The sequence below is a fragment of the Brumimicrobium sp. genome, assembly GCF_048268645.1.
Taxonomy (GTDB): Bacteria; Bacteroidota; Bacteroidia; order Flavobacteriales_D; family Crocinitomicaceae; genus Brumimicrobium; species Brumimicrobium ulvae.
Map to the genome: position 1 here is coordinate 541,327 of NZ_JBLWVE010000001.1, position 13,830 is coordinate 555,156.

A 13,830-nucleotide genomic window follows, 5' to 3' on the forward strand; every position below is an offset into this window, starting at 1 on the left:
TGTTTTTTTGAAAACTAATTAGACCCCCTCAATCTTACCAACTATAAATTTGAATTTTACATAAACATTAAAAACACATAGTAATATGAGCGAAAGACTGGCACTTAAAACTCAGGAAACAAACGACTTAAAGATCTATTCTCAAGAGGAGGTTTTAAAGTCTGCAATTGAATATTTCAAAGGAGACACACTAGCAGGTGAGGTTTGGATGAAGAAATATGCATTGAAAGATGCAATGGGGAACTTATACGAAAAATCCCCTGATGAAATGCACAGACGTTTGGCCAGTGAGTTTGCCCGTATTGAAGCAAAATATCCTAATCCAATTAGCGAAGAAGAAATTTATAATGTAATTAAGGACTTTAAATACATCGTTCCTCAGGGGAGTCCAATGGCAGGAATTGGAAACAACTTTCAATACGTTTCAATTTCTAATTGTTTTGTAATTGGAAACGAAAAAGATGAAGACTCTTATGGTGGGATTTTAAAATTAGACCAAGAGTTAGTTCAGTTGATGAAAAGAAGAGCTGGAGTTGGTGTGGACTTGTCTTTTGTTAGACCAAGTGGTTCGCCCGTTCAAAACTCAGCTTTAACAGCAACAGGTGTTGTTCCATTTATGGAGCGTTTTTCTAATTCAACTAGAGAGGTTGCTCAAGGAGGACGAAGAGGTGCTTTGATGGAATCAATTGCAATTGATCACCCAGATTCTGAAGCGTTTATAGACGCGAAAACTATAGCAGGAAAAGTTACAGGTGCCAACGTTTCTGTTAAGATTTCTGATGATTTTATGAAGGCTGCTTTAACGGGTGGTGATTACACATTAACTTACCCTGTTAAATCTAAAAACCCAACATTTACTAAAACAGTAGATGCTAAGAGAATTTGGGATAAAGTAGTGCATAATGCATGGGCGTCTGCTGAGCCTGGAGTGCTTTTCTGGGACACTCTAATTAATGAGTCAATTCCTGATTGTTATGCAGATTTAGGTTTCGAAACAGTATCAACAAATCCTTGTGGTGAGATTCCATTATGTCCTAACGATTCCTGTCGTTTGTTGGCGATCAATTTATATTCATATGTAAACAATCCGTTTACGGATGAGGCAGAGTTCGATTTCGAATTGTTTGATAAGCACGTGATTATGGCTCAACGAATGATGGATGATTTGATTGACTTAGAGCTTGAAAAGGTGGATAAAATCATCAATAAGATCAAAAATGATCCAGAATCAGAAACGGTTAAAAGTACAGAGTTGAATCTGTGGATGCGTATTCGTGAGAAGTGTGAGCAAGGACGTAGAACAGGTCTTGGAATTACTGCTGAAGGTGATATGTTAGCAGCACTTGGTATTTGTTATGGAACAGATGAGTCTAACGACTTCTCTGAAAAATTACACATGAGATTGAAGCACGGTGCTTTCTTGTCTTCTAGCATTATGGCTGAAGAAAGAGGTGCATTCCCAATTTGGGATGCAGAACGTGAGGAGAACAATCCTTTCATGTTACGTATTAAAGAAGAAAATCCTGCACTTTACGAACGTTTGGTTCAAAACGGGAGAAGAAATATAGCTTTATTGACTATTGCACCAACAGGTTCAGTTTCTATTTTAACGCAAACGACTTCTGGAATTGAGCCAGCATTTATGGTTTCTTATATGAGAAGAAGAAAAATCAATCCAGATGATAAAGATGCTCGTGTTGATTTTGTTGATGAAGTAGGTGACTCATGGCAAGAATATCCTGTATTCCACCACAAATTTGAGACCTACTTAATTGCAAAAGGATACAATATTGATGATGTTCGTAAAATGGATCAAGATCAAATTGCTTCTATAATTGCAAAATCACCATACCATAAAGCAACTTCAAACGACGTAAACTGGGTGAAGAAAGTAGAGATGCAAGGACGTGTGCAAAAACACATTGACCACTCTATTTCGGTAACTGTGAATTTACCAGAAAATGTAACAGAGGAGATGGTAGGTCAGGTATATAAAACAGCTTGGGAGTCAGGTTGTAAAGGTGTTACTGTTTACCGTGATGGATCGCGATCTGGAGTCTTGGTTTCAAACAATGATAAAGAGAAAACTGAGGAGAAAACAACAAACTTTGATGACCACCATGCACCAGAACGTCCAGAGCGTTTGGAGGCAGAGGTTGTTCGTTTCCAAAATAACTTAGAAGAGTGGATTGCTTTTGTTGGAATGTTAGATGGTCGTCCTTATGAGATCTTTACAGGCCGTAGAGATGGATTTAATGGAATTCCGAATGATGTTAAACAAGGGTTTATTCTAAAAGTTAAGAGCGATGAAAGTAGCCGTTACGATTTCCAATATGTAGATAGAGGAGGATATAATGTAACTGTAGAAGGTTTGTCTAGATCATTTGATAAAGAATACTGGAACTACGCAAAAATGATTTCAGGTGTACTTCGCCATGGAATGCCACTTCTTCATGTTGTTGACCTAGTAGGCTCATTGAACTTAAGTGATGATACATTAAACACATGGAAAAACGGTGTGACACGTGTGGTGAAGAAATTTGTACCAGACGGAACGCAAAGTAAAAACGAATGCCCAGAGTGTAAGCAGAAAAGTGTTCAATTCCAAGAGGGTTGTTTAACTTGTACTAACTGTGGACACTCTAAGTGTGGTTAATTTTTGACTAAGCCTTGAACGGATTTTATGGTTTAGCCTTAAATTGAATAACATTATAAATGATCAAAACACGAACTCAAATTTGAGTTCGTGTTTTTTATTTTTAAATGCGTATCCGATATTTTACCAGTAATTTTAGAGTTAAACTTCAATCCTCCATTAAAACAGAGTTTTATGAAACATGGTATATTATTAATTGTCAAAATATGACAATGTTTAGGATCCATGAGGCAAGAAATCCGTGATTATCCGCGTTGCTGCTAAGCATCTGTGTCATCAGCGTGCCATTAACGCTATCGATTTAATAATTACGAATTGGGGAATTATGAACGACTTTAGCCCTCAGCGAAGCTAATTACGAATTATGTGCTTCCCTAAATAGGTGTTTTACTCTCTGCGCAACTTTGCGCAACCTCTGTTGACTTTGTGGTTAAAAAAATCCGTAAACATCCGTGTCATCTGCGTTCCAATGCAGCGCAAACCATTTGCCAAGGAATAGGGCTTAAGTGGTTTCACTACTGGCAAAGATCCCGATAGGCATATTATTTTATTACCCTTGTGTAAATTGAAATGTATACCTGTATTTCTATACAACATCACCAATAAATCTCATAAAATTCATGAACTCAAGTTCAATGACTAAATGGTTTAAGTCATTCCGATAAAAATGCTTAAATTTGCAGCCTGCAAAACAACGGCAAATTATGAGCGCAAAATATCCAGAGTACAAAGGGTTGAACTTACCCCAAACAGCTGAAAAAATCGCTGAAAAATGGAAACAAGAAAATGTTTTCCAAGCTTCTATTGATTCGAAAGATGATGATAAGACATTTGTATTTTTTGAAGGTCCACCTTCGGCAAATGGGTTGCCAGGAATTCACCATGTGATGGCACGTTCTATTAAAGATATTTTCTGTCGATATAAAACCCTAAAAGGTTACAAAGTTAACCGTAAAGCGGGATGGGATACACATGGTCTTCCAGTAGAACTTGGGGTAGAAAAGGAATTGGGAATTACCAAGGAGGATATTGGGACTAAAATTTCTGTTGAAGAGTATAACGCAGCATGTAAGAAGACCGTAATGCGTTACACCGATGTATGGAACGACCTTACTGAAAAAATGGGGTACTGGGTAGATATGGATAATCCATACATTACCTATGAATCAAAATACATGGAAAGTGTGTGGTGGTTGCTTGGTCAGTTGTACGAAAAGGATCTAATCTACAAAGGATATACAATTCAACCATATTCTCCAAAAGCAGGAACAGGTTTGTCTTCTCATGAATTGAACCAACCTGGGTGCTATAGAGACGTGAAAGATACTTCTTGTGTTGCTCAATTTAAGGTGAAAGAAGAAAGTAAAGCTGTTTTTGGCGAGTCCTACAAGAATGAAGATGTTCACATGATTGCATGGACCACAACGCCTTGGACATTGCCTTCAAACACCGCCTTAACAGTTGGAAAGAAAATAGAATATGTAATTGTAAAATCATACAACCAATATACATTCGAACCTATTAATGTTGTGCTTGCCAAAGCTTTATTAGGAAAGCAATTCACCAAAAATTTCTTTAATGTAGAAACGGTTGAAGAATTGAAAAACTACAAAGAAGGTGATAAAAAGATACCTTATTTGATAGGAGAAAGTTTTACAGGAGCAGATTTAGAGGGGGTCCGATATGAACAATTGTTACCATACGCACAGCCAATGGAGAACCCTGAAAATGCTTTCCAAGTTATTTTAGGAGACTTTGTAACAACTGAAGATGGAACCGGAATTGTGCACACTGCCCCAACTTTTGGTGCCGATGATGCCTTGGTTGCCAAGCAATCAAACGTTCCTGGAATGTTGGTTCCAGACGAAAATGGCAACCCTGTTCCATTGGTAGATTTACAAGGGAAATTCCGTCCAGAAATGGGTGAATTTGCAGGAATGTATGTGAAAAACGAATACTATGAGGATGGCCAAGCACCAGAAAAATCAGCCGATATTCTTATTTCAATTAAATTAAAAGAAGAAAATAAAGCGTTCCGTGTTGAAAGATACGAGCACAGTTATCCTCATTGTTGGAGAACTGATAAACCGGTTTTATATTATCCGCTAGATTCATGGTTCATTAAAGTGACGGACAAAAAAGACCGCATGATTGAATTAAACAAAACCATCAACTGGCAACCCGAATCAACTGGAACAGGTCGTTTTGGGAAATGGTTAGAAAACTTAAACGATTGGAATTTATCCCGTTCACGTTACTGGGGAATTCCAATTCCAATTTGGAGAACCGATGAAGGTGAAGAATCTATTTGTATTTCGTCAATTGGACAATTAAAAACTGAATGTGAAAAAGCAGTAGCTGCTGGGGTGATGAAGAGCAACCCGTTGGCCGACTTTGACCCATCAGATATGTCCAAGGAGAATTATGATAAAGTTGATTTACATAAAAATTATGTGGATCAAATTACCTTGGTTTCTGCTACTGGGAAACCAATGAAAAGAGAATCAGACTTAATAGATGTTTGGTTTGATTCTGGTTCTATGCCTTACGCACAATGGCATTATCCCTTTGAAAACAAAGAATTAATCGACGAGAACAAAGCTTTTCCTGGAGATTTTATTGCAGAAGGAGTAGACCAGACTAGGGGGTGGTTCTATACGCTTCACGCAATTGCAACAAGTGTATTTGATTCTGTAGCTTATAAGAATGTGATTTCAAATGGACTTGTTCTAGATAAAAATGGACAGAAAATGTCGAAACGTTTAGGGAATGCTGTTGATCCATTTGAAACCTTATCAAAATATGGTCCGGATGCAACGCGTTGGTATATGATTACTAATGCTGCCCCTTGGGATAACCTTAAGTTTGATACAGCTGGAATTCAAGAAACGCAACGTAAATTCTTTGGAACACTTTATAATACGTATTCTTTCTTTGCGTTGTACGCAAATATTGACGGGTTCTCTTATAGCGAAGACCGTATTCCAACTGAAGAACGACCAGAAATTGACCGCTGGATTATTTCAAAGCTGAATTCCTTAATTGAAGAGGTAGATGCTTCTTTTGACACTTACGAACCTACAAAAGCAGGTCGTTTAATTCAAAACTTTGTTAACGATCAATTGTCTAACTGGTATGTGCGTTTATGCAGAAGACGTTTCTGGAAAGGAGATTATACAATAGATAAAATCTCTGCTTACCAAACATTATATGAATGTCTAGAAGCTGTTGCTATTTTAAGTGCACCTATTGCTCCCTTCTATTCCGATGAATTGTTCTGTGATTTGAATAAGATCTCTGGAAGACACACGGCAACTTCTGTTCACTTAGCAGATTTCCCAAAAGTAAACGGGGCAGATATTGATCAAGAGCTGGAGGCACAAATGGAAATCGCGCAACAAGTTTCTTCAATGGCTTTGAGTTTACGTAAAAAAGAAAAAATACGTGTACGCCAACCGTTGCAGAAAATCATGGTGCCTATTTTAGACCCAAGTTTTAAATCGCGAATTGAACACGTAAAAGATTTGATTTTATCTGAGATCAATGTGAAAGAATTGGTGCTTCTTGAAGATACTACAGGTGTTTTAACAAAGAAGATTAAGCCAAACTTCAAAACGATTGGACCTAAATACGGAAAGCAAATGAAAGCTATCGCAGGTATGGTAAATGCTTGGGGAGATGCTGAGATTGCTTCAGTAGAAACAAATCAAGGCTGGAAAGGTGAAATTAATGGAGAAAACATTGTTTTAGATATTAATGATTTTGAAATTGTAACAGATGACATTCCTGGTTGGTTAGTAACTTCGGAAGGAGGGATTACTGTAGCGATGGACATTACAATTAGTTCAGATTTAAAACAAGAAGGAATTGCTAGAGAACTGGTCAACCGAATTCAAAATTTTAGAAAAGAAGCAGGGTTTGAGGTGACGGATAAGATTTTTATTTCAATCGAAACAACGGATGAAATTAAAGCCGCAATTACCAAAAATAAGTCCTATATCGCTGCTGAGGTGATGGCACAAGACATTGTCTTGGGAACAGCTAAAGGTCATGTTTATGACGCGGACATTGCTGCCGAAGGAGATTCAAAAATTGGACTTGAAAAAGTAGTCTAAGGGTTAACGCAGTTAGTGTTAAAAGTGTTGGTTAAATGGTTGATTCGAAGTTAATTTCGAATCAACCACTTTAAGATAAGCTTAAAATCAATTAAAAAGCTGGTTTACAAAATATTAACGCATAAAACTGACCAAAGTCATACTATACTACCGTTTTGGCTACAGTATAGTAAATTATACCAAAAGTTCTACCCCTTTAAATTTTTCAGCCACTTCGTCAAGTGTATCGTAAACCTCATTTAAATCAAAAGTGGTGACGAGTTTAGAGCGGTAAGCTTTGAAGTGAGGAATACCTTTGAAGTAATTTGAGTAGTGGCGTTTCATCTCTACTATTGCGAGTTTTTCACCCTTCCATTTTACACTCATTTCTAAATGACGACGAGCAACTTCTACACGCTGGTCTAATGTTGGTTTAGCAAGATGTTGTCCTGTTTGCTGATAATGCTTAATCTCGTTAAAAATCCATGGATATCCAATAGAGGCGCGTCCAATCATAATACCATCCACGCCGTATTTTTCCTTATACAGTACGGCTTTTTCTGGTGTGTCTATATCTCCATTACCAAAAACAGGAATGTGCATACGCGGATTGTTTTTTACTTCAGCAATCAAGCTCCAATCAGCTTCACCTTTATACATTTGTTTTCTGGTTCTACCATGAATAGAAATACCTTCGATTCCTACATCTTGTAAACGTTCTGCAACCTCTACAATGAATTTAGTGTCTTCATCCCAGCCTAATCTAGTTTTTACGGTAACAGGCAAAGAAGTGCTTTTAACAATTTCTGCTGTCATCTTTACCATTTTAGGAATATCTTGTAATATACCTGCTCCAGATCCTTTGCAAGCTACTTTTTTTACTGGGCAACCGTAATTGATGTCTATAATGTCTGGATTGGTTTTAGCAGTGATTTCTGTCGCTAATTTCATGCTTTCGATATCATTTCCAAATATCTGAATTCCAACAGGCCGCTCATATTCGAAAATATCGAGTTTTTCAACGCTTTTGACTGCATCACGGATCAAGCCTTCGGAAGAAATAAACTCCGTGTACATTAAGTCAGCACCATTTTCCTTACACAAAGCACGAAATGGCGGGTCACTTACGTCCTCCATTGGAGCAAGTAACAAAGGAAAGTCTCCTAATTCTATATCACGGATTTTTACCATAGTGCTGCAAAATTACATCTAAGTTTAACAACAGCAAAATAGAATGTAAACAAAGCATCGAATTTTTCAATTACATTACATTCACCGTTTTTGAATAAAGCCATAGAATTGTTTATTTTTGATGATATATATAAAGTTTATGAAACGAATTACGATATTTCTTACCTTGTTTAGTTTAATTGCTTTCTCTTGTGAAAAGATTGAAAAATTAGAAGATGATATTGTACACAAAGGATTCAATCCATATATCATTCTGCAACCAGCAGATAGTGTGGGGCTAATATCTAACAATAGCTGTGAAAAACCATTTCCTTTTCCTTCAGACTCTTTAGTCTCAGAAGAGTTTGATTTCAACCATGATGGTGTACAGGATTTTAGAATAACTTTTGAAACTAATTACAGCCAGTTAAACCCATCAGATTCATGCTTGAATTATGGGTCAAGAATAAGTATGAAAAGTTTGGGAATGGGAAATGAAATTTACGTAAAAGATAAAAACACTAAAGAGATAATGATTTATGAAGAAGGAGAAGATATAATCAATACCTCCGTTAAATCATCAAATTTTGCCATTCTATACTTAGATACAGTTTCTACAAATGCTGAATTAGATTTGACGGAAGGAAATAAATTTATTGGGTTCAAATTGATGAATGGTAATTATGGATGGTTGAGGTTCTTCTATGAGAAGGAAGTATTCATGTTATCGGTTATGGATTATGCTTACAATAATAACGTTAATTTGAAAATTAAAGCTGGACAAAAAGAATAAGCGTTTTGGCTTTAGTGAGATGGTTTTAAATTTACGTCTTTTTTTCAAAGAATAACTATGTGTGGAATTACTGGAATTGTAAATAGAAGGGCGAATGTTAAGCATGACCATCTTGCTCAAATGACCGACTCTATTGCTCATCGCGGGCCTGACGCAAAAGGTCTCTTCGTTAATCAAAATAAAACATGTGGTTTAGGACATAGGCGCTTAAGTATTCTTGACCTAAGTGAGGCAGCTAACCAACCTATGCACTCTTCTTGTGAAAACTATTCTTTGGTCTATAATGGAGAGCTGTATAATTACAAAGCCCTTCGTGCGCAATTAGAACAAGAAGGTCATGATTTTAAAACAACATCGGATACTGAAGTTGTTCTGTACGCTTTCATAACCTGGGGACCAAAGTGTGTAGAAAAGTTCAATGGAATGTTTGCTTTTGCCCTTTGGAATGAAAACACAGAACAATTGTTTTTATTTCGTGATCGATTAGGTATCAAACCATTGTTTTATGCCTGGGATGATGAAACCTTCTACTTCTCATCAGAATTAAAAGCTATTGCTCCTTATATTGACCGAACAAAATGGGACGAAAAAGCAATTCAACATTACTTTAGACTAGGATATATTCCTTCTCCACATACGATTTATGCAGCTGTTAGAAAGTTAGAAGAAGGGAGTTATTTGCAATTGGACAAAGCTGAATTAACCATTCATAAGTATTGGATTCTTGAAGAAAAAGTAAGTAAAAGCACGCTTACCAATGAAAGTGAGGCCAAAAAACTATATCACAAACTCTTGAAAGAAAGTGTAAAAAGTAGACTTCAAAGTGATGTTCCTTTTGGAGTGTTTTTAAGTGGCGGAATTGATTCTTCGGCAATCGCAGCTGTGGCTCAATCACTTTCTGATCAACCTATTTCTACCTTTTCCATCGGATTTGAAGAAGCTTCATTTAATGAAAGTAGATATGCAAAAGAGGTTGCAGAACATTTGGGTACAAACCACCATGAATTTACGCTAACACATCGAGAAGTTCAAGACTTAATTGCTGAAATTCCAAGTTGGTACGATGAACCTTTTGCTGATGCTTCGGCTTTACCAACCTATTTGGTTTCCAAAATGGCCAGTGAGAAAGTTAAAATGGTATTGACAGGAGATGGGGGAGATGAACAGTTTATGGGGTATGGAATGTACACTTGGGCAGATCGCTTAACCACCTTAAAAACGATGCGTTGGTTTTTAAAGAAAGGATTAGCGGCTTCTTCAAATATAAATAAACAACGCGCAAGTCATTATTTTGATTTCAACAAAGATGAACATTTGCCTTCTCATATATTTTCTGTTGATCAAGGCCTGTACAACTCCAAGCAATTGAAACATTATTTCCGTTTTCAAGAAGAATATTCGCCTTTACAGTTGGGTAAAACCAAACGTCCTTTGTTGGTGAGTGAACAGCAGTCTTTTTATGATTTAAAATATTATTTACCAGGTGACTTATTAACTAAAGTTGACAGGGCAACTATGCAAAACGGTTTAGAAGCTAGAGTTCCATTGTTGGACCACCGCTTGGTAGAATTTTCACTGAACTTGGATGAAAAACTCAAACGAAAGGGAGGTGACAGCAAATATTTATTGAAAAAAGTACTTTATGAATATATTCCAGCAGCGTTTTTTAATCGGCCAAAATGGGGCTTTGGAATTCCATTAAATTTATGGTTAAGCAATGAATTGAAACCACTGTTGGATCAATATGTGAATGAAGAAGCATTATCAAAATATTCCTTTTATAAAGTGAATGAAATAATGGAGTTGAAAAAACAATACCTAGAAGGAAAGACCTATTTGTTTAATCAACTTTGGTTGGTGATTATGTTTAATATGTGGGTTGAAAACAGAGTGGAGAATGGGTGAGGATAGCGGAGAAAGTCAATTGATAATGAAGAATTGGTGATTTTTACTTTTGAAATTCAGTTGCCCCTTCAGGGCGCTGGCAAATGTTGTTAATTCAGCCCGTTAGAAAGTAGAAATTAATTTTCTAGGCTAACTAAGCACCAACTTTAAATTTTGTTTTAATACCAGCATTCCTTCATCAATTATCGGTTCCTTAATCTCGCCCTGAAGGGGCAACTATATTCTGAAAAACACATAAGCTCAATAGCTATCACAATCAAAACTCAGTCTCAACTATCACTCGTTAACCATTAATAATTAACAATTAAAACATTATCTAAGATAAACCCTTGATACCCTTTTATTTATGCTCGTCATTACTTCGTAAGGAATTGTGTTTAAACGTTTTGAAAACGTCTCAATATTGATGTTTTCCCCGATAATTTCAACCTCATCACCTGGTCGACAAGCGGTATGACTTACATCAACCATCGTCATGTCCATACAAACATTTCCGACAACAGGACAGCTAACGCCATTGATAAAAACAGCACCAACACCATTGCTTAGACTTCGTCTAAATCCATCAGCATATCCAATGCGCAAGGTGGCAATTTTCATTTCTTGCTTTGCAGTAAAAGTTCTACTGTAACCAACAGTTTCACCTGCTTGAATAGTTTTGATTTGCGAAATCGTAGTTTTCCAGCGAATGGTTGGTAAAAGCTCATCTTTTTTAGCGGTGGAAGTATATCCAAACACGCCAATCCCCAATCTCACCATGTCAAATGCAGCAATTTTCCCAAATTTACTTGTTCCTTCACTGTTTAAGATGTGAAATAGAATGGGGTAATTCAGTTCTTCTTCAATTTGCTTTTTCATCGCCTTGAAACGTTGAATTTGCATCAAGCTATAACTGTCGTCAGTGTTATCAGCATCAGCTAAATGGGAATAGACCGATTTTACTTTTACTTCAGGTAAGGTCTTTAACTTCTCTAGTAGCTCAGGCAATTCATCTGGGTAAAAACCCAATCTATTCATTCCTGTTTCTACGGTGATGTGTATCGGAAAGTCAGTGATTTTATCTTGTCTTAATCTCTTGCAAAAAGCCTCTAATTGCGCTACAGAAAAGAGTGAAGGCTCTAATTGAAAACGGATAATGTCTTCAAAAGCATCAATTTCCGTATTCATAATAAGGATAGGAAGAGTAATTCCATTTTCTCGTAATGTTGTTCCTTCATCTGTGTATGCAACACCTAGATAATCTATTCCTAATTGTTGTAGAAAGTGCGGGATATTCACATCACCAGTACCATAAGAAGAAGCTTTTACCATCACCAAGGTCTTTGTTTCTTTTGGAAGCTTTTTCTGAAAGGTTAGAATATTGTGCTCAATGGATTTTAGATCGAACTCTACCCACGTTTCATGTTTTCTATTTTTAAACAGTAAAACCGTTTCCTTCAATCGCGAGCGGTAAGATCCTTTGAAAAGAATACTTGAATTTTTTACCTCAAGCAATTCTTTTGGAACTTTGTTGTCCTTTATTAGAAAAAGTTGAGTAGGAGCATAGCTATTTACGACATTAAGGATGGCTTGTTTTCTTTTTTCCTCGACAAAGGAAAGGTCCAATACAACAATTTTGTCTTTGCGTTCATCTGAAGAAAATTGATAAGAAAGTGCTTGTTCTAAAGCGTCTATATCAATATTGTAAGAATCATTAATGATGAGGTTGTTGTCTTGTCCTTCAAAGACTTCCATTCGATTAGAAAGTACAGGAAGATGGTGTACCTTTTTTAATAGTTTCCCTTGATCAACGCCCAAGAAATTTGCAACATGCAATGCGATGATTCTATTGTTTGGGTAAGAAAGTTGTGAAAAATCTATCGTTTTCCAATCCTCAATATCTATCAGCTCTGCATTGACTTTATTTCTACGTAGTTCGCTTTTATGTTCACTTAAAGCAAAAGTGATGTTGGTGTATTTGAATAATTTTAAATGTTCTGCTGCATGTACTTTTTGTGATTCAAAGTTATCAGCATAAAAATGTCCAATACCTGTATAAATACCCAAAGTCGGAGAAACCATATCTTCGATATACTCCATTTCGTTGGGGTGGGAAATATCCGCTTCGATAATTGCAAAATCGTGTTGGTCGGTCATTTCCAATAATGACATGGCTACTCCAATTTGAGAATTAAAACTTTTCGGACTGCGAATGATATTGAATTCATCAGCCAATAAAAAGTAAAGCCATTCCTTGATGGTCGTTTTACCTAAACTTCCTGTAATGGCCAATACCGGATAGGAAAATTGATTTCTGTGATGTTTAGCAACCTGTTGAAGTGCCCTTAAAGTATCGTCTACTTTTATAATTGTTGCATCGTTAGGTAATTCAACTTCTTGACTTACCACAAAACTTCGAATTCCTTTATCGTAGGCTTTTTGTAAAAAATCGTGACCATTTCTTCGACCATTTAAGGCAAAGAAAACACCATTTCGACTTGTGTTAATCAGTCTAGTATCGTAATATATAATGTCGATTGGATGTTCAGGCTGTGATGAAGCATCACCTGAAACTATTGCGACTAATTCTTTATGTGTAAGATTTAACTTCAATGTTTGATTTTATTATAACACCCTCTGCACAAAGGTTCATATTCTTGGACTGCGCCAACCAGAACTTGTTCTTTCTCTTTTGTTTTACGGTGCGAAAACTGTGCTAAGTTACCACAAGACATACAAATTGCATGAACTTTTGTAACATATTCAGCGGAAGCCATTAAAAAAGGCATAGGTCCAAACGGTTTAGCTTGAAAATCCATGTCGAGTCCTGCACAAATAACGCGTACTCCGTTTGAAGCAAGATGATTAGCAACCCTAACAATATCTTCATCAAAGAACTGAGCCTCATCAATGGCTACAATTCTTTCAGAAGACCAATGGTTTAAGATTTCTTTTGCTGTATCCACCTGAATGGCCTCGAAAGTAGCACCGTTATGGCTTACCACACATTCTTCACTATAGCGTTTGTCTATTCTTGGTTTAAACAACAACAAGTCCTGACCAGCAAAATTAATACGTCTCAATCTACGAATTAACTCTTCAGTTTTGCCCGAAAACATTGATCCGCAAATTACTTCTATCCAACCACGGTACTTCCCATCTTCTGGGAATTGCTCTAAAAACATACGCTACTTTTGATTTGCTACAAAAATACAAAGTTGTGGAAGTTTTTG

At 36.5% G+C, this 13,830-nt stretch carries 7 protein-coding genes; 4 read left to right on the forward strand and 3 right to left on the reverse strand.

Features of this window, described 5'->3' with window-relative positions; all coding sequences use genetic code 11:
• Positions 1-85: 85 nt before the first annotated feature.
• Together ACN0U3_RS02280 and ileS are read left to right on the forward strand one after the other, a co-directional pair.
• A complete protein-coding gene (locus tag ACN0U3_RS02280; RefSeq protein ID WP_417264980.1) occupies positions 86-2,656 on the forward strand; it encodes an adenosylcobalamin-dependent ribonucleoside-diphosphate reductase in 2,571 nt (856 codons plus the stop codon).
• Between the two features lie 704 nt (positions 2,657-3,360).
• The gene (gene ileS, locus ACN0U3_RS02285; RefSeq protein WP_417264981.1) at positions 3,361-6,771 is read left to right on the forward strand and encodes an isoleucine--tRNA ligase; all 3,411 of its coding nucleotides are present in this window, start codon (positions 3,361-3,363) and stop codon (positions 6,769-6,771) included.
• A 174-nt stretch (positions 6,772-6,945) separates the two neighbouring features.
• Here the strand turns inward: ileS and dusB are convergent, their stop codons facing one another.
• A complete protein-coding gene (gene dusB / locus ACN0U3_RS02290; RefSeq protein WP_299202114.1) occupies positions 6,946-7,941 on the reverse strand; it encodes a tRNA dihydrouridine synthase DusB in 996 nt (331 codons plus the stop codon).
• 139 nt (positions 7,942-8,080) lie between these two features.
• Between dusB and ACN0U3_RS02295 the strand changes: the two genes are divergently transcribed.
• Positions 8,081-8,713 (forward strand): hypothetical protein, encoded by a 633-nt coding sequence (locus ACN0U3_RS02295; RefSeq protein ID WP_299202112.1) that lies wholly within the window; start codon positions 8,081-8,083, stop codon positions 8,711-8,713.
• A 57-nt stretch (positions 8,714-8,770) separates the two neighbouring features.
• A complete protein-coding gene (gene asnB / locus ACN0U3_RS02300) occupies positions 8,771-10,618 on the forward strand; it encodes an asparagine synthase (glutamine-hydrolyzing) (RefSeq protein ID WP_417264982.1) in 1,848 nt (615 codons plus the stop codon).
• Positions 10,619-10,930: 312 nt separating this feature from the next.
• Here asnB and alr read toward each other — a convergent pair whose 3' ends face one another.
• Together alr and ACN0U3_RS02310 are read right to left on the reverse strand one after the other, a co-directional pair.
• Positions 10,931-13,210, reverse strand: coding sequence for an alanine racemase (alr, locus tag ACN0U3_RS02305; RefSeq protein WP_417264983.1), 2,280 nt, complete (start codon positions 13,208-13,210; stop codon positions 10,931-10,933).
• Positions 13,207-13,782, reverse strand: a complete 576-nt coding sequence (locus ACN0U3_RS02310; protein ID WP_417264984.1) for a thymidine kinase — start codon at positions 13,780-13,782, stop codon at positions 13,207-13,209. The genes alr and ACN0U3_RS02310 overlap by 4 nt, the downstream gene beginning before the upstream one ends.
• Positions 13,783-13,830 lie beyond the last annotated feature (48 nt).